At 36.2% G+C, this 24,301-nt stretch carries 22 protein-coding genes, 1 tRNA gene and 1 pseudogene; 22 read left to right on the plus strand and 2 right to left on the minus strand.

Features of this window, described 5'->3' with window-relative positions; all coding sequences use genetic code 11:
* The 6 genes from trkA (at position 1) to BJB63x_RS02210 (ending at position 7,547) form a co-directional block, all read left to right on the plus strand.
* The gene (trkA, locus tag BJB63x_RS02185; protein WP_078718830.1) at positions 1-1,377 is read left to right on the plus strand and encodes a Trk system potassium transporter TrkA; all 1,377 of its coding nucleotides are present in this window, start codon (positions 1-3) and stop codon (positions 1,375-1,377) included.
* 10 nt (positions 1,378-1,387) lie between these two features.
* Positions 1,388-2,191, plus strand: a complete 804-nt coding sequence (locus BJB63x_RS02190; protein ID WP_078718831.1) for a hypothetical protein — start codon at positions 1,388-1,390, stop codon at positions 2,189-2,191.
* 145 nt (positions 2,192-2,336) lie between these two features.
* Positions 2,337-2,969, plus strand: a complete 633-nt coding sequence (clpP, locus tag BJB63x_RS02195) for an ATP-dependent Clp endopeptidase proteolytic subunit ClpP (RefSeq protein ID WP_078719521.1) — start codon at positions 2,337-2,339, stop codon at positions 2,967-2,969.
* A 195-nt stretch (positions 2,970-3,164) separates the two neighbouring features.
* The gene (gene clpX, locus BJB63x_RS02200) at positions 3,165-4,439 is read left to right on the plus strand and encodes an ATP-dependent Clp protease ATP-binding subunit ClpX (protein ID WP_078718832.1); all 1,275 of its coding nucleotides are present in this window, start codon (positions 3,165-3,167) and stop codon (positions 4,437-4,439) included.
* 174 nt (positions 4,440-4,613) lie between these two features.
* Positions 4,614-7,037 carry an endopeptidase La gene (gene lon, locus BJB63x_RS02205; protein ID WP_078719628.1) on the plus strand — a complete coding sequence of 808 codons (2,424 nt, stop codon included), beginning with the start codon at positions 4,614-4,616 and terminating at the stop codon, positions 7,035-7,037.
* A 231-nt stretch (positions 7,038-7,268) separates the two neighbouring features.
* Positions 7,269-7,547, plus strand: coding sequence for an HU family DNA-binding protein (locus BJB63x_RS02210; RefSeq protein WP_013544952.1), 279 nt, complete (start codon positions 7,269-7,271; stop codon positions 7,545-7,547).
* Between the two features lie 383 nt (positions 7,548-7,930).
* Here the strand turns inward: BJB63x_RS02210 and trmFO are convergent, their stop codons facing one another.
* Positions 7,931-9,316: a methylenetetrahydrofolate--tRNA-(uracil(54)-C(5))-methyltransferase (FADH(2)-oxidizing) TrmFO gene (gene trmFO / locus BJB63x_RS02215; RefSeq protein WP_078718833.1), complete on the minus strand. Its 1,386-nt coding sequence runs from the start codon at positions 9,314-9,316 to the stop codon at positions 7,931-7,933.
* A 182-nt stretch (positions 9,317-9,498) separates the two neighbouring features.
* Here trmFO and BJB63x_RS02220 point away from each other — a divergent pair.
* The 6 genes and pseudogenes from BJB63x_RS02220 to glnA form a co-directional block, all read left to right on the plus strand.
* Positions 9,499-9,581, plus strand: a tRNA-Leu gene (locus tag BJB63x_RS02220).
* A gap of 134 nt (positions 9,582-9,715) precedes the next feature.
* Positions 9,716-11,143, plus strand: a complete 1,428-nt coding sequence (tig, locus tag BJB63x_RS02225; RefSeq protein WP_078718834.1) for a trigger factor — start codon at positions 9,716-9,718, stop codon at positions 11,141-11,143.
* Between the two features lie 122 nt (positions 11,144-11,265).
* Positions 11,266-12,765: an Asp-tRNA(Asn)/Glu-tRNA(Gln) amidotransferase subunit GatB gene (gene gatB, locus BJB63x_RS02230; protein WP_078718835.1), complete on the plus strand. Its 1,500-nt coding sequence runs from the start codon at positions 11,266-11,268 to the stop codon at positions 12,763-12,765.
* 176 nt (positions 12,766-12,941) lie between these two features.
* Positions 12,942-13,340, plus strand: a complete 399-nt coding sequence (locus BJB63x_RS02235; protein WP_078719522.1) for an NADH:ubiquinone oxidoreductase subunit NDUFA12 — start codon at positions 12,942-12,944, stop codon at positions 13,338-13,340.
* A complete protein-coding gene (locus BJB63x_RS02240) occupies positions 13,318-13,767 on the plus strand; it encodes a DUF2155 domain-containing protein (protein ID WP_078718836.1) in 450 nt (149 codons plus the stop codon). The genes BJB63x_RS02235 and BJB63x_RS02240 overlap by 23 nt, the downstream gene beginning before the upstream one ends.
* A gap of 5 nt (positions 13,768-13,772) precedes the next feature.
* Positions 13,773-14,219: pseudogene (glnA, locus tag BJB63x_RS02245) on the plus strand (glutamine synthetase); the annotation flags it as partial.
* 128 nt (positions 14,220-14,347) lie between these two features.
* Here the strand turns inward: glnA and BJB63x_RS02250 are convergent.
* Positions 14,348-15,127 carry a hypothetical protein gene (locus BJB63x_RS02250; protein ID WP_236823870.1) on the minus strand — a complete coding sequence of 260 codons (780 nt, stop codon included), beginning with the start codon at positions 15,125-15,127 and terminating at the stop codon, positions 14,348-14,350.
* A 353-nt stretch (positions 15,128-15,480) separates the two neighbouring features.
* On the opposite strand from BJB63x_RS02250, the gene BJB63x_RS02255 reads away from it, so the two are divergent.
* From BJB63x_RS02255 to virB11, 10 genes are all read left to right on the plus strand, one after another.
* Positions 15,481-15,795, plus strand: a complete 315-nt coding sequence (locus BJB63x_RS02255; protein WP_078718837.1) for a TrbC/VirB2 family protein — start codon at positions 15,481-15,483, stop codon at positions 15,793-15,795.
* On the plus strand, positions 15,796-16,104 hold the full coding sequence (locus BJB63x_RS02260) for a type IV secretion system protein VirB3 (protein WP_078718838.1): 309 nt from the start codon (positions 15,796-15,798) through the stop codon (positions 16,102-16,104).
* 9 nt (positions 16,105-16,113) lie between these two features.
* The gene (locus BJB63x_RS02265) at positions 16,114-18,468 is read left to right on the plus strand and encodes a VirB4 family type IV secretion/conjugal transfer ATPase (RefSeq protein ID WP_078718839.1); all 2,355 of its coding nucleotides are present in this window, start codon (positions 16,114-16,116) and stop codon (positions 18,466-18,468) included.
* Entirely contained in the window at positions 18,465-18,899 is a 435-nt protein-coding gene (locus BJB63x_RS02270) for a type IV secretion system protein (protein ID WP_194284788.1), read from the plus strand. Before BJB63x_RS02265 ends, BJB63x_RS02270 begins: the two co-directional genes overlap by 4 nt.
* Positions 18,900-18,904: 5 nt before the next feature.
* Positions 18,905-19,900, plus strand: coding sequence for a type IV secretion system protein (locus BJB63x_RS02275; RefSeq protein WP_078718841.1), 996 nt, complete (start codon positions 18,905-18,907; stop codon positions 19,898-19,900).
* A gap of 186 nt (positions 19,901-20,086) precedes the next feature.
* Entirely contained in the window at positions 20,087-20,413 is a 327-nt protein-coding gene (locus BJB63x_RS02285) for a conjugal transfer protein TraJ (RefSeq protein WP_078718843.1), read from the plus strand.
* On the plus strand, positions 20,403-21,071 hold the full coding sequence (locus BJB63x_RS02290) for a virB8 family protein (RefSeq protein ID WP_078718844.1): 669 nt from the start codon (positions 20,403-20,405) through the stop codon (positions 21,069-21,071). The genes BJB63x_RS02285 and BJB63x_RS02290 overlap by 11 nt, the downstream gene beginning before the upstream one ends.
* Positions 21,068-21,922, plus strand: a complete 855-nt coding sequence (gene virB9 / locus BJB63x_RS02295) for a P-type conjugative transfer protein VirB9 (protein WP_078718845.1) — start codon at positions 21,068-21,070, stop codon at positions 21,920-21,922. Before BJB63x_RS02290 ends, virB9 begins: the two co-directional genes overlap by 4 nt.
* 2 nt (positions 21,923-21,924) lie before the next feature.
* Positions 21,925-23,199 (plus strand): type IV secretion system protein VirB10, encoded by a 1,275-nt coding sequence (gene virB10 / locus BJB63x_RS02300; RefSeq protein ID WP_078719629.1) that lies wholly within the window; start codon positions 21,925-21,927, stop codon positions 23,197-23,199.
* Complete coding sequence (virB11, locus tag BJB63x_RS02305; RefSeq protein WP_078718847.1) at positions 23,196-24,263, plus strand: P-type DNA transfer ATPase VirB11; 1,068 nt, start codon at positions 23,196-23,198, stop codon at positions 24,261-24,263. Before virB10 ends, virB11 begins: the two co-directional genes overlap by 4 nt.
* The last annotated feature ends 38 nt before the right edge of the window (positions 24,264-24,301 follow it).

The raw sequence follows: 24,301 nt of genomic DNA on the forward strand, positions 1-24,301 counted from the left end.
ATGCGTGTTATTATTTGTGGCGCAGGTCAAGTCGGTTATGGGATAGCAGAGCGTCTTGCTGCAGAGAATCATGATATCACTGTTATTGATACCGAAGCAAAATTAATTGACAAAATTCGTGATACATTAGATATTAGATGTATCATCGGCCATGGTTCAAGACCTGAAGTTCTTTTGGCTGCAGGTGCTGATGAAGCCGATATGGTGATCGCAGTAACTTTGTTTGACGAAGTTAATATGGTAGCGTGTCAAGTAGCGCATTCATTGTTCAATATTCCAACTAAAATAGCACGTATTCGTTCACAATCATATTTGGAACCACGTTATAAGAATCTTTTTGCAAGAGAGAATATTCCTATTGACGTAGTTATTTCTCCAGAAGTTGAGGTTGGGGAAATGGTAATGCGTCGTATTACTTTGCCTGGAGCTATAGATGTTCTTTATTTTTGTAATGATGCTGTTGTTGCATTAGCTTTGGAATGTATGGAGGATTGCCCGGTTATTAATACGCCTTTAAAGCAATTAACAGAACTTTTTCCTGATTTGCAGACAACAGTTACTGCTATTAAACGTGGTTCAGAATTATTGATAGCACATTCAGATACACAATTACGCGTTGGTGATATCACTTATCTTGTTTCTTCTCGTGATCAAGTACGTCGTGCACTTAGAATTTTTGGTCATAAAGAACAAGAAGCACATCGTATCATTATTGCAGGCGGTGGTCACATTGGTCTTTATGTCGCTCAGGCTATTGAAAAGCGATTGCATAAATTGAAGTTAAAAATTATAGAAACGGATAAAGAAAGAGCACTAACGATTGCTGATCAGCTAGAAAAAACAGCTATTTTATATGGCAATGTGTTAGATCCAATTATTCTTCAAGAAGCTGGCATTGGTCAAGCTGATTTAATGATTACATTAACCAACCAAGATCAGGTGAATCTCTTAAGTGCTATTATAGCTAAAAGACTAGGATGCAAGGCCAATATGGTGTTGATTAATAATGTGGCTTATCAAGAGTTTAGTCGTACGGTTGGTGTGGATGCATATTTTAATCCTCGGAGTGTAACTGTATCAAAAATTTTACAACAAATGCGTCGTGGACGTATTCGTGCTGTACATTCTGTATTTAATGGTGCTGCGGAAATTATTGAAGCTGAAGCAATGCAAACATCTTCATTAGTTGGCAAACCGTTGAAAGAGCTTAATTTACCAGAAGGTTTGAGGATTAGCGCTATTTATCGTAATGAGACAATAATACAACTTTTAGGGGATACACGTATTTTGCCTGGTGATCGAATAGTAATTTTTGCTCTTGCTGATAGTGTACGTGATGTTGAGCAATTATTTCGTGTAAGTTTGGAATATTTTTGATATATTATCTATGGATATTTGTACTTTTTGGTATGGAAAACAATTAAGACAAGTTGATTGGTTGTGTTTGGCATCGATGGTTAAAACTGGTCAGCGTGTTAAGCTTTTTAGCTATGAGAAAGTAGAAATACCTGTTGGTGTTGAATTGCATGAAGCCGAATCAATTTTGCCACGTTCAATATTTTATCGCCTTGATCCCAATTTCCCTAGTTATGAACCTAGCCGTACAATTGTTCAATTTTCAGATCTTTTTCGTATTATGTTGATGAAATATCAAAAAGGAGTTTGGTTAGACACGGATGTTTACCTTGTTAAACAGTTTCATCCAAAAGTAGATCAAGTTTGGTTAGCAAAAGAAAATACTGCAAGAGTAGGGGTTTCTGCGCTTTATTTACCACCTGATAATCCTATTATAAAGGCATTTGATGATTATTTGGCGAGTACAGAGATTATTCCTGATTGGCTAGGTTTTAAACGCCGTGTTTGGATACCATTTTGGTTAAGAAGAAGAAAATTGCCGGTTTTACCAGGAAGGATTGGGATTACTATATTTGGTAATGACGGTATCTCACGGTTAGCCAAACGATATGGTTTTTTTCATGAAGCAAAGGAGAAAAAAACTTTTTATTACTGGACGGGGCGAAAAGCTGAAAGAATTTTTGATCCAGCTTTTGGTGTTGAGCCGATAAAAGATTCATGCTTTATAGGGTTTCATATCCACAGAAAGGAAAAAACAACTCAGAAACCTCAAGAAGGAAGCTTTTATCATTGGGCAGTATCACGTATTCCTGGTGCTCAGAAATTATTTGAGTAGGAATTATTGTCGTCATTTTAAATATTAGAATTTTAATCTTACTGAAACATAATTGATTGTGACTTGCGTAAGAGAGTGTTGTTAGCCTATTGATAGGCTATTGAATACATAAATGGCGATTCTTGTTATTGATGAAAGTGAAGATATGAGCGATCCAATAAAAACAGCTTTAAGTTTAGTTCCTATGGTTGTTGAGCAAACCAATCGTGGTGAACGAGCTTATGATATTTTTTCTCGTCTCTTAAAGGAGCGAATTATTTTCATTAATGGTCCTGTTGAAGATAATATGGCAATGCTTGTTTGCGCACAGTTGCTTTTTTTGGAAGCGGAGAATCCTAAAAAAGAAATTAATCTTTATATTAATTCACCAGGTGGTGTGGTGACATCTGGTATGGCGATTTATGATACTATGCAATTTATTCGTCCTTCTGTTTCTACTTTATGTATGGGGCAGGCAGCATCTATGGGATCATTACTCTTAACAGCTGGAGCAACAGGTCGTCGTTTTGCTTTACCAAATGCTCGTATCATGGTGCACCAACCTTCTGGTGGTTTTCAAGGACAAGCTTCAGATATTGAACGCCATGCGCAAGATATTATAAAGATGAAACGACGTTTGAATGAAATTTATGTTCAACATACAGGGCAGAGTTATGAGGTTATTGAAAAGACCCTTGATCGCGATCATTTTATGACAGCAGAAGAATCCAAACAATTTGGTTTGATTGATGATGTTATACAATATCGTGTAGAAACTGAAAAAGAAGAAAAAGATTAAGAGTTTTTTATAGAGAAGGTAGTTATTTGTGAGGCGCATAAGAATTGCCATTAAAATAGCTATTTTTAAAAATACGATCTTGCAGACTTATAAAGCAAATTACCTAAAGATATTATGTATGTTTTTAATTGTAGTTAAGAAAAATTATCTTTAAATAGATAAAATATTCGTATATCGCAGTGAAAGGAAAGTGAAATGAGCAAAACTAGTAATAGCGAGAGCGAATCGAAGAATACTCTCTATTGCTCATTCTGCGGCAAAAGCCAGCATGAAGTGCGTAAGCTTATTGCAGGGCCTACCGTATTTATCTGCGATGAGTGCGTAGAGCTTTGTATGGATATTATTAGGGAAGAAAATAAATCTTCTGGGGTTAAAGCGCGTGATGGTGTTCCTACTCCACAGGAAATTCTAACAGTTCTTGATGATTATGTTATTGGCCAACGGCACGCGAAGCGTGTTCTTTCTGTCGCTGTTCATAATCATTATAAACGGCTTGCGCATCAGTCTAAGAGCAATGATGTTGAATTAGCAAAATCAAATATTCTTCTTGTTGGGCCGACAGGATGCGGTAAAACATATTTGGCACAAACATTGGCACGTATTATTGATGTGCCTTTTACTATGGCAGATGCAACGACTTTAACTGAAGCCGGCTATGTTGGTGAAGACGTTGAAAATATTATTTTGAAACTCCTTCAGTCTGCTGATTATAATGTTGAGCGTGCGCAACGTGGTATTGTATATATTGATGAAGTTGATAAAATTTCTCGTAAAGCTGATAATCCTTCAATTACAAGGGATGTTTCTGGTGAAGGTGTTCAACAAGCGCTGTTAAAGATTATGGAAGGGACAATAGCTTCTGTTCCTCCGCAAGGGGGACGTAAGCATCCACAGCAAGAATTTCTTCAAGTTGATACAACAAATATTTTGTTTATTTGTGGGGGTGCTTTTGCTGGTTTAGAGAGAATTATTTCAGGACGCGGTGAAAAAACTTCTATCGGTTTTTCCGCTGCTGTTAAGGCTCCTGACGAGCGTCGTGTTGGTGAGATTTTTCGTGATTTAGAACCTGAAGACCTTATTAAATTTGGTTTAATACCAGAATTTATTGGTCGTCTTCCTGTTATAGCTACTTTAGAAGATTTAGATATTTGTGCGCTTGTTCAAATTTTATCACAACCAAAAAATGCATTAGTTAAGCAGTATCAGCGTCTTTTCGAGATGGAAAATGTTCAGTTAGTATTTCATGAAGATGCTTTACGTGTTATTGCTAAAAAGGCTATTGAACGTAAAACTGGTGCACGTGGTTTACGTTCTATTATGGAGAGGATACTTCTTGATACTATGTTTGAATTACCAGCTCTTGTTGGTGTTCAAGAAGTGGTGATTTCCAGTGATGTAGTTGAAGGTAAAGCTTGTCCTCTTTACATTTATTCAGATCATGCAGAAAATAAAGAAAACGTATCAGCATAATTTACAGTATACATTTAGCTATTCGTGTTATTTTAGCATAAATATTTTGAGGTATGATAGCATAATTACTTGATTTATTAATCCATAGTTATCACTTCTATTTATTGTAGAGAGTTGTCTTTTTAAAGAGTGGCTTGTATTGTAGGCGAATCAGAGGCTCTAGAAAGGAAAAATATGCAATATATTGATGAAAAGACAGGCAAGGAAATAGAAGAGTTTTATGCTATTTTACCGCTTCGTGATATTGTTGTTTTTCCACATATCATTGTTCCACTTTTTGTAGGCCGAGAAAAGTCGATTTGTGCTCTTGAAAAGACAATGGTAATGGATAGACAAATATTACTGGTTACGCAAAAAAATGCTTCTGATGACGATCCAACCTCGGAAGGTATTTATGATGTTGGCACTCTTGCTAAGATTCTTCAACTTCTGAAGCTTCCTGATGGAACTGTAAAAGTTTTGGTTGAGGGTACCGCGCGTGCAAAAATTAACCAATTTATTGAGAATGATGATTATCTTCAAGCTTATGTGACTATCACAGAGGAAATTAGGGGCGATGATGTTGAAATCAAAGCTCTTTCTCGATCGGTGATCTCTTATTTTGAAAATTATGTAAAACTAAATAAAAAAATTTCTCCTGAGGTTGTCAGTGCTATTAGTCAGATTGATGATCCTTCCAAACTTGCTGATACTATTGCGTCACATTTAGTTATTAAACTTGCAGAAAAACAGGAAATATTGGCCCTATTACCTGTACGTAATCGTCTTGAGCGCGTACTTTCTTTTATGGAAGGAGAAATTTCTGTTTTGCAAGTTGAGAAGCGTATTCGTTCACATGTCAAACGGCAGATGGAAAAGAATCAACGGGAATATTATCTTAATGAGCAGTTGAAGGCTATTCAAAAAGAATTGGGTGCAGGTGATGAGGGGCAGGATGAACTATCTGAGTTAGAAGAACGTATCAAAAAAACTAAGCTTTCAAAAGAAGCACGAGAAAAAGCTGGATCAGAACTCAGAAAATTACGTAATATGTCTCCCATGTCTGCAGAAGCAACAGTTGTACGTAATTATCTTGATTGGCTTCTAGCTATTCCTTGGGGTAAAAAATCAAAAGTTAAAAATGATCTTAATTTTGCTGAAAAAGTCATGGATAATGAGCATTTTGGTCTTGAAAAAGTCAAAGAGCGAATCATCGAATATCTAGCAGTGCAAAGCAGATCATCGAGAATACGAGGTCCTATTATCTGTTTGTTAGGCCCTCCTGGTGTTGGAAAGACATCACTTGCGCGTTCTATTGCAAAAGCAACAGGTCGCGAATATGTTCGTATCTCATTGGGAGGTGTTCGTGATGAAGCAGAAATTCGTGGGCATCGTCGGACTTATATTGGTTCTATGCCGGGAAAAATTATTCAGTCTATGAAAAAAGCTAAAAAGTCTAATCCGCTTTTTTTGCTTGATGAAATTGATAAAATGGGACAGGATTTTCGTGGAGATCCTTCATCAGCTTTGTTAGAAGTTCTTGATCCTGAACAAAATGGCACATTTATCGATCATTATTTAGAAGTAGAATATGATCTTTCTGATGTTATGTTTATTACGACTTCTAATACACTGAATATTCCAGGTCCATTAATGGATAGGATGGAAATCATTCGTATTGCTGGTTATACTGAGTGTGAGAAGATGGAGATTGTTAAGCGGCACCTTTTACCAAAAGCATTAAAGGATCATGCTCTTTCTAAAAAAGAATTAAGTATTTCTGATGATGCAATAAGATCAATTATTCAATTTTATACGCGTGAGGCTGGTGTCCGAAATCTTGAGCGTGAATTGATGAAAATAGCGCGTAAATCAGTTACAAAAATTCTTAAAACTAATCAAAAATCTGTAGAGATTGGGAAGTATAATATTAATGATTTTCTAGGTGTTAAGCGTTATCGCTTTGGACAAGTTGATGGTGAAAATCAGATTGGTGTTGTGACGGGGCTTGCTTGGACTGAAGTAGGTGGAGAATTGCTGACCATTGAAGGTGTTATGATGCCAGGTAAAGGTAAAATGACTGTGACTGGAAATTTGCGTGATATTATGAAAGAATCAATTTCTGCTGCGGCTTCTTATGTGCGTTTCCGTGCTGTTGATTTTGGTATTGAGCCTCCATTTTTTGACAAGCGTGATATTCATGTTCATGTTCCAGAAGGTGCTACACCAAAAGATGGTCCATCAGCTGGAATTGCAATGGTAACAGCAATTGTTTCAGTATTAACAGGAATACCTGTTTATAAGGATGTTGCTATGACTGGTGAAATCACTTTGCGTGGATGTGTTTTACCGATTGGTGGATTAAAAGAAAAATTGCTTGCAGCTCTTCGAGGGGGAATCAAGAAAGTACTTATTCCTGAAGAAAACGCAAAAGATCTAGTTGATATTCCTGATGATGTCAAAAATAATATGGAAATTATTCCAGTGACTCATATAAGTGAAGTTATTAAACATGCTTTGGTTCGTTTTCCTGAGGCTATTAAATGGACAGAGCCTTCCATAATATCTGAAACTGTTAAAACAGAAAGCGATAATGAGGGCATTTTGATTGCGCACTGATTCACATTGTAAGCTATGATTATGCTATAAAAAGCAAATGAAAGCGGTTTTTTGTCTGTAATTTTGTTTATTTTAGAGAAACAATAAAAAAATTCCGTGAATAACTGCAATTATTTCTAAAAAACAATGCTGTGAGGAAAAATAACACTTCTGTTTCCTGTACTTTTCAATAGAATTACTCATAGTCGGTTAAATTTTATTACCCGGCAATATAGGGAAAGGAAATATTCAATGAATAAAAGTGAATTGGTTAATTCGGTTGCTGAAAAAGCAGGTATCTCAAAAGCTCAGGCTGGTGCTTCTGTTGATGCTTTTATTGCTTCTGTTACAGAGGCTTTAGCTTCAGGAGGTGATGTTCGTCTTCCAGGTTTTGGTTCTTTTGAAGTTTCTCATCGTGCTGCTACAAAAGGGCGAAATCCTTCAACGGGTGCTGAAATCACTATTCCTGCGCGTTCTGTGCCTAAATTCTCTGCAGGAAAAGGTCTTAAAGAAGCCGTTAATAACAAATAGTTCAGATTACTTTTTTAAAAACCCGGTTTATTTATAAACCGGTTTTTTCAAAAAAAATTCTATAAATTACTTTTGCGTAAAATTTTTTAACATAATAACTTTAATAATGTTAAGGCTATTATGTTTTTTTAGAAGTATCTAAAAATAATCAATATAAGATGTGCCTTAAAATTTTTTTATATATAAAAGCGAAGATATTTCTATTTGCGCTATGTTTGTTATTGATATGGGTAAGAGCATCTAACTTTCTTTTTTATCTCAAAAGAATGATATATATCGTTAATAAAATTGATAATCTTAAACTGTTTTTTAGCAATAATTAAAATTATTTTAATAGCTCAAAAGTGGATTAACGAGTATTATATCGTAACCAAATACAACGATTAAGCTGAGTTATTCTTTAGCCATTGAATACAATCATTTAAAGCTCGTGTAATTATAGCATGTTTTTTTTCTTTACTTGGTAAGCGTTTTTCTACATGATTAGTGGAAATAATAGGTGGGAAAAGTCCAAAATTGATATTCATTGGCTGGAACGATTTTTTTCCTGTTTCTTGAGTAGCAATATGTCCACCAGTAATATGGTTTAAGAGAGCTCCAAATGCTGTAGTTTTTGGTGGTAGAGGAGGGCAGGTGTGATTATATTCAGCAGCAGCAAAACATCCTGCGAGCAGTCCTATTGCTGCTGATTCTATGTAGCCTTCACAGCCTGTAATTTGTCCAGCAAAACGCAGGTGTGGTTTTTGTTTTAAACGAAGACTTTCATCAAGAAGGATTGGTGAATTAAGATAAGTATTGCGATGAAGACCTCCAAGGCGCGCAAATTCTGCTTTTTCAAGACCAGGAATCATTCTAAAGATACGTGTTTGCTCACTATATTTAAGTTTTGTTTGAAAGCCAACCATATTGTAAAGTTTACCGAGTTTGTTGTCTTGACGTAACTGTATAACAGCATAGGGTTTAATTGTAGGATGATGGGCATTGGTCAGTCCTATAGGTTTCATAGGGCCATGTCTCAGAGTTTCAAGCCCACGTTCAGCCATGACCTCAATTGGTAAGCATCCATCGAAATAGGATATATTTTCAAATTCACGGAATTCTACTTTTTCTCCATTTATCAATGCTTGAACAAAAATTTTATATTGTTCTTGATTAAGAGGACAATTAAGGTAATCTTTTCCTGTTCCTTCGGGACCAATTTTGTCATATCGAGATTGGTACCAACAAATGTCCATATTAATACTGTCAGTGTAAATGATAGGTGCAATAGCATCAAAAAAAGAAAGCGCTTCTGCTCCAGTTATTGCTTGTATTGCTTGAGCAAATTCTGGTGAGGTCAGAGGACCAGTTGCAATAATAACATTATGCCAGTCTTCAGGAATTTCGTGAATTTCTCCGCGTTTTATAGTTATAAAGGGGTGATTTTCAAGTGTTTCAGTAACAGTTTTTGAGAATTCATCACGGTCAACGGCAAGTGCATCTCCGGCTGGCACTTTATTAATATCTGCGGCCTTCATAATTAAGGATTTAGCTAATCGCATTTCGGCATGTAAAAGTCCTACAGCATTTTTTGATGCATCATCTGAACGAAATGAATTTGAACAGACCAGTTCTGCAAGCTTATCTGTTTTATGAGCATCAGATTTTCTTTTTGGACGCATTTCATGCAAGATAACGGGAATTCCCAATTGAGCAATTTGCCAACTTGCTTCACTACCTGCAAGACCACCACCAATAATATGGATTGGAGTTTTCAATTTATTTGACATGACTTATTTTTAGCGGAAAGAGCACTTTCTGAAAAGGATGAATTTTAGCTTATCTTATAAATTTATAAAAAGAATTGTATTTTGGGTTAATAAAAGATACCTATCTGCTTTTTTTCTTTAATTGCTTGGAATTGAATGCTATAGAAACCGCGCTTACGTGAAGTTTTGGTTTATAAGTTTTAGCGGATGTGGCGAAATTGGTAGACGCACCAGATTTAGGTTCTGGCGGGAGACCTTGGGGGTTCGAGTCCCTCCATCCGCACCAAGTGATTGCTTTAAATGCTACGGATGTCTGTATATTAAGAGGTCCGTTTATCTAGATTTAACACTCAAGTGTTAGAATTATAATTGTTATCGGAGTAGGTTTATCCGTCTCCTCAGAGAAATAAAGGTTGTTCGATGCAGGTTACCGAGACGCTTAATGAAGGACTGAAGCGCGAAATTAAGATTGTGATTCCGGCGAAAGATCTGGAAGCAAAGTTAAATGAACGATTGGATAATACCAAAGGTAATATCGTCCTTAAAGGATTTCGTCCTGGTAAAGTTCCATCTGATCATCTTCGAAAAATGTACGGTAAATCTTTTATGGCTGAAATTCTTAATGAGATCGTTAATGACGCTCCTCGTTCTATTTTAGTAGAACGTAATGAATATTCAGCAATGCAGCCGCAAATTGATATAAATGAAGATAAAAAAGTTATAGAGGGTAAAGCTGATTTTGTTTTCAGTTTGAAATATGAGGTTTTGCCAAAATTTGAGATTAAAGACTTCAAAGATATTGAAATCATTCGTGAAATTTCTGATGTATCTGAACAAGAAATTGATGAGCAAATAACACGTATTCTTTCTTCTACTCGTAATTATTCGCAAAAAAATGGTCCTTCAAAAGAAGGTGATCGCATAACAATCGATTATCTCGGGAAAATTGATGGTGTTCCATTTGATGGTGGCGCTGATAATGATGCACAATTGATTCTTAGTTCAAAACAATTTATTCCTGGTTTTGAAGAGCAATTAATTGGTGTAAAAGCGGGCGATGTAACAACAATTTTTGTTAAATTTCCTGATGATTATAATGCTAAGCATTTAGCTGGTAAAAATGCAGAATTTGATATCACTGTTAAAGCTGTTTCTAAACCAGATAAATTGAAGATTGATGATGAAGCAGCAAAAAAACTTGGTTTAGATTCTCTAGATCATTTACGTGAAGTTGTTCGTGGACAGATTGAAAGTCAATATGGCTCTATGACACGTCAAAAGATTAAGCGACAAGTTCTTGATGCTTTAGACAAAGATTATAGTTTTGATATTCCTGAACAGCTTTTGGAGATTGAATTTAATAACATATGGAATCAGGTCAATGAAGATTTAAAGAGAATGGGCAGAAGCTTTGAAGATGAGAACGTCACAGAGGAACAAGCGCGAGAAGAATATCGCGTGCTTGCGCAGCGTCGTGTTCGTCTTGGTTTAGTTCTTTCTGAAATTGGGAAAAAAGTTGGAGTTCAAGTAAGTGAAGATGAATTAAAAGCTGCAGTTTTTGAGCAGGTTCGCCGGTATCCTGGACAGGAAAAAGAAATGATGGATTTTTTCCGTCGTACGCCAGAAGCTGTTGCTGGTCTACGTGCGCCAATCTTTGAAGAAAAAGTTATTGACTATTTGCTTACACAGATAAAAGTTACGGATAAAAAAGTTACGGTTGAGGAGTTAATGAGAGAATATGATGAATCAGATTTAACTGACAAAACTCCTGTCAAGAGAAAATCTGCAGTAAAAGAAAAAGGTACCAAAAAAGCTTCAGCTAAAAAGAAGGCCCCAAAAACAAGTTAAACTACGTTGATAAAATAGTTCTAATCAATCAATTTTTAGTATATATATTCTAGGCTTGCGCTGGCAATAATTTTAGGTTAGCCAGTGGATGTATTTTAAAATGTTTTGATAGTGAATTGATAATGGAAATCGTTGATACTCGTCTCCCTGATCCTAAGCGTTTTATTTCTGGAGTTACAGGTGATTGGGAGGTTATCATTGGTATGGAGGTTCATGCGCAAGTTATATCGGATTCAAAACTTTTTTCAGGTGCATCAACTAAGTTTGGTGCTGAGCCAAATAATCATGTATCACTTGTTGATGCAGCGATGCCTGGTATGTTGCCTGTTATTAATCAAGCATGTATTTGCCAGGCTATTCGAACTGGTTTAGGATTAAAAGCTAAAATTAATTTAAAATCTGTTTTTGATCGTAAAAACTATTTTTATCCAGATTTACCGCAGGGATATCAGATTTCACAATTTCGGTATCCCATTGTAGGTGAGGGGAAAGTTGTTATATCTATTGGGCCAGATTCGAATGGTCAGTTTGAGGATATTGAAATTGGGATTGAAAGATTGCATCTTGAACAAGATGCTGGAAAGTCTTTGCATGATCAGCACCCAACAATGTCTTTTGTAGATCTTAATCGCTCAGGTGTTGCTCTTATGGAAATTGTTTCCAAACCAGATATGCGGTCTTCAGAGGAAGCTAAAGCCTATATGACAAAATTGCGTACGATTGTTCGTTATTTAGGTACCTGTGATGGCAATATGGATGAAGGCTCTATGCGCGCGGATGTAAATATATCTGTTCGCCGTCCTGGTGGGCCTTTTGGAACACGTTGTGAGATTAAAAACGTTAACTCGATTCGTTTTATAGGCCAAGCAATTGAATATGAGGCACGTCGCCAAATTGCAATTTTGGAAGATGGGGGGGTAATAGATCAGGAAACTCGCCTTTTTGATGCAAACAAAGGTGAAACACGATCTATGCGTTCAAAAGAGGAAGCGTATGACTATCGTTATTTTCCTGATCCTGATCTTTTACCATTGGACTTTGATCAAGCGTTTGTAGACGCTTTGGCTTCAGAATTGCCTGAATTGCCTGATGATATAAAAGCGCGTTTTATCAATGAGATGGGTTTGACAGCGTATGATGCTTCTATTCTTGTAACAGAAAAAGCAATTGCAGCTTATTTCGAAGAAGTAGCATATGGGCGCGATGGGAAAATGGCTGCTAATTGGGTAATTAATGACCTTTTAGGCGCTTTAAATAAAGATAATCGTGATATTGAGGATACTCCAATTACGGCAAAACAATTGGGAGCAATTATTGACCTTATTAAAGAAGGAACTATTTCTGGAAAAATTGCGAAGAATCTGTTTGAAATTATTTGGAATGAAGGTGGGGATCCACATCAGATTGTAGAAAAACGTGGTATGAAGCAGGTAACAGATACAGGAGTTATTGAAAGGGTTGTTGATGAAATTATTATCAATAATCCTGATAAAGTTGCTCAAACACGAAAGAAACCTGCTTTGGTTGGTTGGTTTGTTGGACAGGTGATGAAAGCAACAGAAGGTAAGGCAAACCCTCAAACTGTTAATAAATTAGTTAAGATTAAGCTTGGAATAGATTAATGTATCAGGATGGAAATTCTGCAAATATGATAATTAACTTGTGATGCAGATCGTATAGGTTATTAGTTGGTTTATTCAGGTCAGTTGCAATTAGGGGCTCTGATAGTTTCTTGTTTTTAATGATTCCAAGCATCATAAAAGAGTGTTTTTATGAGTTTAAAGGATTAGGAGAGGAAATGTTCAGTTTTTTCAAGGAAATCTTTACATGGTGGAATGGTAATACTATTAATACGCGCTTTTTTACATGGTTACATGGTAAACGTGTGGGCGAAGACCAGTTTGGTAATGTTTATTATGAAGGTAGTCGCCATAAGGATGGTTATTTACGTCGCTGGGTAATTTATAAAGATTATTCTGAAGCTTCTAGCATTCCTCCAGGTTGGCATGGGTGGATGCACCATCGTTATGATATACCGCTCACGGAGGAAAATTATCAATCATATGAATGGGAGAAATCACATATTTCAAATATGACGGGTACAAGTGAAGCTTACCGACCAAAAGGATCTATTGCTTATAATGGTAGACATTTTTATGCTTGTGAGGATTATGATGCATGGCTCCCTAAGGAATAATAGGTATATTTTTTTCTTTGTTATATCAAGGTATTTTTTTTATATTTATTTGGTGGGGGGGATAGTGATTTTATCTACAGTTGGTTGTGTACAAGCTGAACGTGTTAGCAATGAAATTGGTATTTTTTCAGGTCTTGATAAAATTACTGGTCGGGTTACTAGTTTTGAAGTTTATATTGGTCAGGTTTATCAATATGGAGCTTTGCAGATAATACCGCGAGTGTGTTATACAAGTTCTGAGAATGAGCCAGCCCGTACTACTGGTTTTGTTGAAGTTAATGAAATGACATTGGAGAGAAAAATACGGCGTATTTTTACAGGATGGATGTTTGCAGATAGTCCTGGTTTAAACGCTGTTGAGCACCCTATTTATGATGTATGGTTAAAAGATTGCAAAAAAAGCTCTCATACTCTTACATCTCAATAATATAACGCTTGGTTCCTGGATATGAAGCTCCTGTCCTTCTTGCCTATTCTGCGCGCAATCGTTCTGCAGCGTGCCGTATTCCATTTGATACTTCGCCACATTCAAAACGTATAGAAATTCGTTTTCCAGATCCAGCAGCAAATCCGTATTTAGCATTTTCATCGCTTATTATGGCGGGTCTTGATGGTATAAGGAACAAAATTCATCCAGGACAAGCTATGGATAAAGATCTTTATGATCTTCCTCCAAAAGAGCTCAAGAACATTCCTACAGTTTCAAGGAGTTTACGTGAAGCACTTGAATGTCTTGATAAAGATCGGAATTTTCTTAAATCGGGAGATGTTTTTGATGACGACCAAATTAATTCTTTTATTGAATTAAAAATGAAAGAAGTTCTGCGTTATGAAACAGCACCTCATCCTATTGAATTTGATATGTATTATTCTGTTTAATGCAATAATGGAGGTTTTTTGCCTCCATTATTATGGAATAATGTACCTTTGAATAATCTCAATTGTCATTAGACAACTGGTTTTATATCAAAGGTTTAGTCAATTTTTTTAGAAAATGTATTGTAATTTTATTTATAGTTATATTTATTATTATAATTTTGTGTTTTGAAGTTTAAGGGATTCATTTCCACATTATAATTGTCGAAAGGATTGTAAGATCCATAATTTTTCTTCCACTGTATGGGATCAATAAAATTGCTTGACCATAGGCCGATTTTATTATTTTGTGCGTTTTTTTCAGCGCTTAGATATGTTGTTGGAATTGGATATTGATTGTCTTTTGATATTATGAGCATACCTTCTTCCAGTCCTATTTCAGCTAGATCGACGCCTTGGACGAAGCACTGCGCGTAGTGGATTTTTTTTTCGATGATAGCTTGCTTACAAGATATGTTCTGTCCTAGAGTTTTAGTGACTAGCCAAGCTGTTGTAACAGCTCCACATGGCCATTCTTGGTTATTTAATTCTGCTTTTTGACGAGGTGCACATGTATCTACGCCATATAAGTGAATATTTCGGATGATAGGTTGATGCTGAGGTTTTTCGGCACTGGTTATCAATTTGAATGTCACACCGCTAGTAACAGATGCAATACCATTAAATACGACATTATGATTATTTGGATCACTATTTATCCAGTTGAGATTTTGTTTATTTTCTTTTACCTTTTTTTGAATATCGGCTTCAAGTAGTTTATTTTCTTCGAGATACATATTAATTATGTCTTGGTTTTCTTTCATTTTTAATGTTTCAAAAATATTTAAATTTGTTGTGTTTTGATTTTGGCTTATTATCCATAATGCTAAAGAACAGACAATGTAGACAATAATAATCGGTTTAAATCGCATTTGCCGAATCCTTATTGTTTCTATAGAAAGTAAAATTTTTATGCATCATCTCTTTGCCTTTGAAGAGAAGTTTTCAACAGCATTTGTTGCAAATTAAACACATTTTGTAAAGAAAAACATTATTTTTACACTCTTGATATTGTCATTTTGATAAAATAACAATATTCATATCAAACTTTAACGGTTTAAATTTTCTTTCTCTTAGGTAGAGGATTTTAAATAAAGGCTTTTTGATAAACTATTCATAATCAAAGGGACTTAAAAATTATAAGTCTTTCATATTAGAGGTCTTTAACTTTTAGAGATAAGAGGATGTCAATATATAATCAATATTCTTTTTGAAGAGAGGTTAAATGACAAACGATGTATCTAAGATCTGTTTTATTATCACTACGCTATTTTTTACAATGCTTGTTATGTTAAATCCAGCTTATGCTGATACTGCTGTTAGTGGTCTGGGGACGCTTGATACTGTTTTGCAAGCTATTGTTGGTATGATAACAGGTAATACAGCGAAGCTCATTGCAACTATATGTGTTGCTATTGTGGGTATTGGCTGGATGTATGGTGTTATTGATTTACGCAAAGCAGCATACTGTGTTCTTGGTATTGGCATTGTTTTTGGTGCTTCTGCCTTTGTTACTTTATTAAAAGGAACGACATCATAAATGAATGAAGATACCCTTTTTCTTGCCTGCACAAGACCAGCTATGTTTGCTGGAGTTACGGTGGAAGCTATGGCATTGAATGTCATGACAATATCTACACTTTTTATCATTACAAGCAGTTTCTCAATGATTGGTTTTGGCGTTGGTTTGCACTTTATCTTACGTGAAATCATAAAACGCGATCATAACCAATTTCGTGTTTTATTTGCTTGGCTCAATACTCGAGGTAAACAAAAGAACCTGACAAGATGGGGTGGAGGGTCTACATCTCCTTTACGCCTTATCCGAACTTATAAGGAATTAAATTAAGTGAGACAGATGTCAGTGATGAAGATGGAATCTTTGCCGGAGGAATATATTCCCTATGTTCGTCATGTCAATCAACATGTAATTGCGTTGAATTCCCGCTGCTTAATGATGGTGATTGCCATTGAAGGCATCAACTTTGATACTGCAGATATTAGCCAATTAAATTCGTTACACATCCAATTAAACACGCTGTTGAAAAATATTGCAGATGAACGTGTTGCTTTATATTCTCATATTATCCGCCGACGGGAAACGATTTATCCAGAGAGCCAATTTTCTTCGTCTTTTGCAACAACCTTAGATAAACACTACAAACAGAAGATGGTTTTGAAAGATCTTTATCGGAATGATCTGTATCTTTCGGTACTCTGGAATCCTTCAGCAGATAAAACTGAACAGCTAGCTACTTTTTTTCATCGCTTAACACGAGCCAAGAAGACACAAACGGAACCAGATTCTGAATCTATTCGGAAACTTGAAGAGTTAGGCCAAGATCTTATACAAGGTCTTGAGAGCTATGAAGCACGACTTTTGTCAACCTACGAGCATGATGGCATTTTATTTTCTGAGCAAAGCGAATTTCTTCATCAGTTGGTTGGAGGAAGGCGTGAACGCATCCCTCTTACATTTGGCACTATAGCCTCAACGATTTATTCAGATCGTGTTCTTTTTGGAAAAGAAATTATTGAAATTCGTCATGAAAGCAATGAACGCTTTGTAGGTATGTTTGGATGGAAGGAATATCCCTCTAAAACACGTCCAGGTATGACAGATGGTTTGTTGACAGCACCCTTTGAATTGATCTTAACGCAATCCTTTGTTTTTAAAAGTAAAGCAGTTGCAAGTGCTATTATGAGCCGTAAACAAAATCAAATGATCAATGTGGCTGATCGAGCCAGCTCGCAAATTAGTGCACTTGATGATGCACTTGATGATTTAGAGTCTAATCGTTTTGTTTTGGGAGAACATCATCTCTCTTTAGCAGTTTTTTCTGATCGTCCACAAGAATTGGCAGAATACCTCTCCAAAGCCCGTTCGTACCTGACGAATGGTGGAGCAGTTATAGCCAGAGAAGATCTAGGATTAGAGGCAGCATGGTGGGCACAACTTCCTGGAAACTTTAGCTATCGAGCACGCTCTGGAGCCATTAGCAGCAGAAATTTTGCAGCCTTATCGCCCTTTCATTCCTTCCCGATTGGCAAATTGAAAGGTAATATTTGGGGCTCTGCAGTTGCCTTACTGCAAACACAAGCGAGTTCGCCTTACTATTTTAATTTTCATTATGGTGATGTTGGAAATACCTTTGTTTGTGGTCCATCAGGTTCTGGAAAAACAGTCATTGTTAATTTTCTTCTTGCACAATCGCAAAAATATAACCCAACAATAGTCTTTTTCGATAAAGATCAGGGAGCAGAAATCTTTGTCCGCGCTGGAGGTGGAAAATATAAGCCTTTGAAAAACGGCAAACCTACTAATATTGCGCCATTAAAAGGTATGGAATACACCGAAAAGAATAAACTCTTCCTTCAGCACTGGGTCTTAAAACTGGTCACCTCCGAAGGCCAAACAGTAACAGAACAAGAAAGGCAAGATATTGCTAGAGCAATTAATTCCTTAGAAAGCCTTCCCCTAGCACAACGCTCTCTCGGTGCACTTCAACTGTTTTTTGATAATACATCCACAGAAGGTATTGCCATGCGTTTAAAACGTTGGACTAAAGGTAATCCTTTAGGGTGGGTCTTTGATAATGACCAAGATGATCTCAATTTAGATGCCCAATTCATAGGTTATGATATGACGGATTTCCTAGATAATGAAGAAATTCGTCGGCCTCTGATGATGTATCTGTTTAACCGCATTCTCGATCTTATTGATGGTCGACGTATCATTATTGTTATCGATGAATTCTGGAAAGCGCTTGAGGATGATTCATTTAAAGCTTTTACTCAAGATCGTCTGAAAACAATTCGTAAACAAAATGGCATGATGCTCTTTGCAACACAAAGCCCTAGAGATGCTTTGAATTCAACCATTGCCCACACAATTATTGAACAATGCCCCACGCAAATATTTTTTCCAAATCAAAAAGCTAATTATAACGACTATGTTGAAAATTTTAAACTGACTGAACGTGAATTTGAGCTAATCCAATCAGAATTAAGTAGAGAATCTCGGCGTTTTCTCATTAAACAAGGACAGAACTCCATTGTTGCAGAACTGAACTTACGTGGAATGGACAATGAAATTGCTGTCTTAAGCGGGACAACCAGAAATATTGAACTCATGAATCAAATTATAGATGAGTATGGAACAAACCCCGATATATGGTTGCCTATATTTCATCAAAGGAGACAAGTTCAATGAAAAAATTTATAATTATGCTTTTATCTTCAAGTTTCATCTCTCATGGAGTATCGGGAGCTACAGAAGATAGTGAGCGATATTATAAAAGTGTCATAGAAGATACAACATCAGAAGAGACAAAATTAAAAATAGCTGAATCTATTTATGCTTCAGCTACTAAAAATGAAAAAGAGATTCAGGAAATCAGTCAGAAAATTTTATCAGAAACTGATGAAAAAAAAAGAAAAGATCTTGAATCCAAGCTGGCTATTCTTCAAGCTAAGCTTCAAGTAGACATTCTAAAACTTCAGGCTCTTTCTATTATTAAATCAGAAAATTCTCAATCAAAAGAAAAAAAACGTGAAGAGGAACAAGAAAAAAAACATGAAATTGTTCACAACACACTAAAAGAAGAGTTGGAGAAAGCTAAAAATAATATCAAAATCAGATAAAAATAATGCCAAAGCCAGATTTTAAATTTACTCCATTCGAAAGTGTTTCTTCATATATTTTAGTGCCGCTCAATGGTGTGGTGGATTCAACAGTTAGTAGCTTGTCTTCTGCTATTGCAACACCATTAAACCTGGCAGCTATCATTTTTATCTTTTTATATGGCTACAATGTTATGACTGGCCGCGCTGCCCTTTCAATGCATAGCCTTATTAATAATGTCGTCAAAATCGTTATCGTGACAACAATGGCAACAAATGCAGATACATTTAATATTTACGTTAAAGACATATTCTTTGGTAATTTAGCAAATGCTATCGGAAATGCGTTCAATAGTAATCCCGTTGATTCCAATGTCTTCGATTATATTTTGTTAGTGGCCAATACTCGTTATCAAGAATTTGTAGCTAGAGCGTATTTTTTTGAAAAGATTGTAGTTGGACTGATTGGTGCTTTAATGTTTTTGGCAATTATTATTTTTTGTACAATTGGTTTTATTATCCAAATGTTTGCCAGAGTCACATTGGTCATGGTCATAAGTCTCGGACCTGTTTTCATTAGTTTATATTTGTTCAATGTAACCAGAAGATACGCCGATGCATGGATTACAACATTAGTTAACTTTACAGTTTTACAAGTTCTTGTGATGTTTCTGGGAACAATGATGTGCAAAATTACTTTGTATGTTTTCGACAGCCAATATGATTCAATCTATTTCTTACTTCCCCCTGTCCTGGTAGTCTCAATAGTAGGAAGTTTTCTCTTTCAAGGACTTCCCACCATTGCTTCTGCACTCTCTAGTGGAGGACCATATTATCATGCCGGAGTATCTGCAGGAGTACAAATGTTGTCGATGGCTTCTAACGCCTTCAGAAGTGGCTTTAACCTCGGTGGAGGCATAGCAAGAAATACGGCTTCAGGAGTTTCTCGAAGCGCTAGTGCTGCGCATGCTGCACATGCTGCACAAATGATGCGTGGAGGGGGTGCGCGTGGCCGATTTTAATGTCAAATTTTTCAACAAAATCATGGTTAATGCCTTTAAACAAAAGGCGTTAGCCATATGTAAAGTGCATGAAAAATCTGCTCTGCTTTCTCAAAAGGCCAATTTTCATGCTTTGCTCCATAATTTTGTAAAATCGTGCACTGCAAAACAACAATTTATCTTTCAAGATGTTTGTGAGCTCAAACAATGAAACTAAAAATAACTATCATTTTGACTTTTATGATAGCTCTTACCGGCTGTGCCTTAAAGAGTGGTCCCCCAAAACTCCCACGTTGTAACGGCCAAAATGTCCGTGTGCTCAATCAAGGTAAGTGGAATAAGTGGAGCTGGAGTGACGAAAACGTCCTCCAACACAATAATACAGCTGTTAAGCCAGTTCCAACTCCCATTATCCTCAACACACTAGAAAATGAAGTACCAAAAGCTCATGTCGGATTAAATACGCCTCCTTTGGATTCAATAAACCACCAAGCATCATCTTATAAAAATGCGGAGATCACCCATGAAAAGTGATGAGTTTAATGAATATATAAAAGAAGCGCGGTCATTTGATATCGATCGTATGAATAATATGCGGCTGCAAATAAAAATTTTCATGGCTTTGACCGTACTTTTTGGATTGATGGCCATCGCTTTAGCTTTAGCTGTGGTAGCATTAACACCCTTAAAAACCATAGAACCTTTCGTCATTCGAGTGGATAATTCTACTGGTATCGTCGATGTTGTTAGTGCTCTAAAAGATGAACCGCAAAACTATGATGAAGCAATAACACGCTATTTTGTTAGCAAATATATTCGAGCACGCGAAAGTTTCCAATTATCAGAAACAGCCAATAATTTTCGTATCATTTCTCTTTTATCTTCACTAGAAGAACAAAATCGTTTTGCTAAATGGTATTCGGGAAATAATCCAGAAAGTCCGCAAAATATCTATCAAAATATGACTGTAACAATCACAATAAAATCCATCTCTTTTTTAAGTAAAGATCTCATTCAAGTGCGGTATTATAAAACAATTAGAGATTCCAATGAAAAAGAAGATATTTCGCATTGGGTTTCGGTGATGAATTTTTCCTACATTAATACACGCATTTCAGTAGAAGATCGTTTAATTAATCCGCTCGGCTTCCAAGTATCAGCCTATAGATCTGATCCAGAGGTGGTCCAATGATCAGAGTAAAAATATTCTTTTTAACTCTCATTGTTGCAATAAGTTGTTATACCCCTTTATCATGGGCAGAAATTTCTCCTGTTAGTGGCCATAAAGATAATCGCATTAGATTTATCAATTATGATCCCTACAATGTCACAAAAATCATTGGATCTATTCGCTCTTCAGTGCAGATTGAATTCGCTGACGATGAAAATATTTCCTATATTGGAATTGGCAATTCCGTCGCTTGGCAAGTTGCACCAGCTGGTCACTTTGTCTTCCTCAAACCCCGGGAAGTTCAGCCTACCACCAATCTACAAATCGTCACAACCCGCCAAGATGGAACAAAACGATCTTATCAATTTGAACTTCAGGTACGTGAAGGTGATGTCTCCATTGGCAATGATACATATTTCTTTGTAAAATTTCGTTATCCAGAAGATGAATCCTTGCGTAAAAAATTAGCTGAAGAAGCTAAAGTCAAACAAAATGAAGAAGAATCTGTCGATGATATCTTAAATATGCACGAACATTTTGGCCCACGTAATTGGGCTTATGTTGCTCAAGGCTCCCCTATCATTGAACCAACCTCGGTCTATGATAACGGCAAAACAACAACGTTTACTTTTTTAGGAAATAACGAAATTCCTGCCATTTATATTGTCTCACTTGATGGACAAGAATCTATTGTTCCAAAATCCATTAAAGGAAACCAGGTCATTGTTCATGCCATAGCCATGCAATTCACTTTGCGGCGTGGAAATGAAGTCCTGTGTATCTTTAATAAAGGATTCATACCAAGAGGAATTAACCCCGAAACCGGTACAACATCACCTTCTGTCCAACGTGAAGTAAACGTAGGGAAATAACCATGAACGATGAAGTGGACGAACTAAGCTTCAGTGATCGCGATACAATAAACGATCGTGATACAATAAACGATCGTGATACAATAAACGATCGTGATACAATAAACGACAATAAAAGGAAAAAAGAAAGATTTAATTTAGGAAAAGCTATAGCTCTTCTTATTCTCTTCTCTGTCTGTATTTATTTAATTTATGCAATCCTTTCAACTTCAAAAGATACGAAAAGACAACCAATAGAATTACCTAAAGAAACAAGCAGTAAGCAAACAGAAATTTTCCAGTCAGTCAAACCCACGCTAGCTCCTCTCGAGTTGGCTGATAAAAATAAAACCCTATTGCCTAAAGTTGAATTGCCAACGCCAACAATCAATCAACCCAATAATAGTGCTAATAATAAGTTATTGGAAGCAGCACAACGAGCTCCCGTTTTGGCCTATTCTAATCCAAATCAGCAACAAACCAATACAGCAAATAATAATGATGCTTCTTCTCACCAACACAATACCCCCGATAAAACAGCACAACAGTTCAATCAACTTCTCGAACCAACAAAACTAAAAGGTATTCGCGCTTCAACCCTCGGTAATCGCAATTATATCATTGCAATGGGAGCTTCTATCCCATGTATCTTGGAAACAGCAATTAGTAGTGATCAACAAGGATTTGTCAGCTGTATCGTTTCCAGAGATATCTTGTCAGACAATGGTCGTGTCGTCTTGCTCGATAAAGGAACACAAATCGTTGGTGAATATCGTACCGGTTTGAAAAAAGGTCAAACGCGTCTCTTCATATTGTGGAATAGAGCCAAAACACCAAGCGGTATCATTATAACATTGGGCTCACCAGCAACAGATGCTTTAGGTCGATCCGGTATTGATGGTGATATTGATAATCATTGGTTTGAACGCCTTGGTTCCGCACTTCTTGTATCAGTCGTCAGAGATGCAACAAATTACGCAAGAAATTGGATAAGTTCACCAAAAAAACAAAAGGAAGAAAAAGAACAAATACATGAAGAAGAAAATATCTTCTCTTCGGGAACAAGAATAGATAGTATCTCTGCAGGAGTAGATATAGCAAGAATGCTCGCAGAAGATTACATCAATATCCCTCCAAGCTTAACTAAAAATCAGGGCGAAATGATCAATGTCTTTGTTGCGCGCGACCTAGATTTCTCAACTGTCTACAAATTAAAAATTGTCGAAAATAACAAACAGATTATTCATCGTGCCTTCTCAGGAGACTTTAATAAAAACTCTATGGTGAAACCAAAATGAAGCAAAACCCCCAAAATATAAATGACGAAACCGTCGCTATCGTCTTAACAAAACTTCAACCAATTCGTAACTTTCTCAAAGATGAAAATCTCTTCGAAATCGTCATTAATCGTCCCTATCAAGTCATGATCGAAGGAATAGAAGGGTGGAAAACTATCAAAGTCCCAGAACTCTCATTCAATGAAATCATCGGTATTGCTAAAGTAGTTGCTGCTTATTCTAAGCAAAATATCTCCGATCAAAATCCAATATTATCCGCTACCCTCCCAGATAACGAGCGTATTCAAATCGTCATTCCACCAGCCGTAAAAAAAGACACAGTCAGCATAACAATTCGTAAACCATCGTCACGAAATTATTCACTTGAAGATCTAGCCGATAAAGGTCTCTTTTCAGTATGTGAACAGGTCTCTTTCACTCCATTGAATGATTATCAATCTCGTTTTAATGAATTTAAAAGCATCGAACGTGAATTAATAATTGATTATTACAATAAAGATTTTGTTTCCTTTTTAAATCAGGCTGTGAAATTACAAAAAAATATCCTTATTTCAGGAAAAACAGGGTCTGGTAAGACAACACTCTCAAAAGCATTGATCACTAAAATTCCTGATGATGAGCGTATTATAACTATTGAAGATACACCAGAATTGGTCGTACCACATTCTAATCATGTCTCTATGATTTACGCAAAAGATGGGCATGGTTTATCCTCTATTGGACCAAAAGAATTACTTGAATCTGCCTTACGAATGCGTCCTGACCGCATTCTTCTACAAGAGTTGAGAGATGGTACTGCCTTTTATTATGTCCGTAATGTTAATTCAGGACACCCAGGTTCGATTACAACAGTTCATGCATCAACAGCACTTGCTGCATTTGAGCAAATGACCCTTTTGATTAAAGAAAGCGAAGGAGGAGGCGATTTAGAGCGCAATGATATTCGAGGATTATTAATTTCAATGATTGACGTTATCGTTCAATGTAAAAGGATCGAAGGAAAATTTAAAGTTACAGAAATTTATTATGATCCTTTCAAGCAACGAAATATCTTTGGGGGGTGATTAAATAAAAAAAATATAATTATTATACTAAAGCATCT

The organism is Bartonella sp. JB63 (genome assembly GCF_002022665.1).
GTDB lineage: Bacteria > Pseudomonadota > Alphaproteobacteria > Rhizobiales > Rhizobiaceae > Bartonella.

What these genes read in the sequence shown, in the direction of transcription:
- trkA (WP_078718830.1), top strand. Translation starts at nt 1, where the DNA reads ATGCGTGTTATTATTTGTGGCGCAGGTCAAGTCGGTTATGGGATAGCA.
- BJB63x_RS02190 (WP_078718831.1), top strand. Translation starts at nt 1,388, where the DNA reads ATGGATATTTGTACTTTTTGGTATGGAAAACAATTAAGACAAGTTGAT.
- clpP (WP_078719521.1), top strand. Translation starts at nt 2,337, where the DNA reads ATGAGCGATCCAATAAAAACAGCTTTAAGTTTAGTTCCTATGGTTGTT.
- clpX (WP_078718832.1), top strand. Translation starts at nt 3,165, where the DNA reads ATGAGCAAAACTAGTAATAGCGAGAGCGAATCGAAGAATACTCTCTAT.
- lon (WP_078719628.1), top strand. Translation starts at nt 4,614, where the DNA reads ATGCAATATATTGATGAAAAGACAGGCAAGGAAATAGAAGAGTTTTAT.
- BJB63x_RS02210 (WP_013544952.1), top strand. Translation starts at nt 7,269, where the DNA reads ATGAATAAAAGTGAATTGGTTAATTCGGTTGCTGAAAAAGCAGGTATC.
- trmFO (WP_078718833.1), bottom strand. Translation starts at nt 9,316, where the DNA reads ATGTCAAATAAATTGAAAACTCCAATCCATATTATTGGTGGTGGTCTT.
- tig (WP_078718834.1), top strand. Translation starts at nt 9,716, where the DNA reads ATGCAGGTTACCGAGACGCTTAATGAAGGACTGAAGCGCGAAATTAAG.
- gatB (WP_078718835.1), top strand. Translation starts at nt 11,266, where the DNA reads ATGGAAATCGTTGATACTCGTCTCCCTGATCCTAAGCGTTTTATTTCT.
- BJB63x_RS02235 (WP_078719522.1), top strand. Translation starts at nt 12,942, where the DNA reads ATGTTCAGTTTTTTCAAGGAAATCTTTACATGGTGGAATGGTAATACT.
- BJB63x_RS02240 (WP_078718836.1), top strand. Translation starts at nt 13,318, where the DNA reads ATGCATGGCTCCCTAAGGAATAATAGGTATATTTTTTTCTTTGTTATA.
- BJB63x_RS02250 (WP_236823870.1), bottom strand. Translation starts at nt 15,127, where the DNA reads ATGCGATTTAAACCGATTATTATTGTCTACATTGTCTGTTCTTTAGCA.
- BJB63x_RS02255 (WP_078718837.1), top strand. Translation starts at nt 15,481, where the DNA reads ATGACAAACGATGTATCTAAGATCTGTTTTATTATCACTACGCTATTT.
- BJB63x_RS02260 (WP_078718838.1), top strand. Translation starts at nt 15,796, where the DNA reads ATGAATGAAGATACCCTTTTTCTTGCCTGCACAAGACCAGCTATGTTT.
- BJB63x_RS02265 (WP_078718839.1), top strand. Translation starts at nt 16,114, where the DNA reads ATGTCAGTGATGAAGATGGAATCTTTGCCGGAGGAATATATTCCCTAT.
- BJB63x_RS02270 (WP_194284788.1), top strand. Translation starts at nt 18,465, where the DNA reads ATGAAAAAATTTATAATTATGCTTTTATCTTCAAGTTTCATCTCTCAT.
- BJB63x_RS02275 (WP_078718841.1), top strand. Translation starts at nt 18,905, where the DNA reads ATGCCAAAGCCAGATTTTAAATTTACTCCATTCGAAAGTGTTTCTTCA.
- BJB63x_RS02285 (WP_078718843.1), top strand. Translation starts at nt 20,087, where the DNA reads ATGAAACTAAAAATAACTATCATTTTGACTTTTATGATAGCTCTTACC.
- BJB63x_RS02290 (WP_078718844.1), top strand. Translation starts at nt 20,403, where the DNA reads ATGAAAAGTGATGAGTTTAATGAATATATAAAAGAAGCGCGGTCATTT.
- virB9 (WP_078718845.1), top strand. Translation starts at nt 21,068, where the DNA reads ATGATCAGAGTAAAAATATTCTTTTTAACTCTCATTGTTGCAATAAGT.
- virB10 (WP_078719629.1), top strand. Translation starts at nt 21,925, where the DNA reads ATGAACGATGAAGTGGACGAACTAAGCTTCAGTGATCGCGATACAATA.
- virB11 (WP_078718847.1), top strand. Translation starts at nt 23,196, where the DNA reads ATGAAGCAAAACCCCCAAAATATAAATGACGAAACCGTCGCTATCGTC.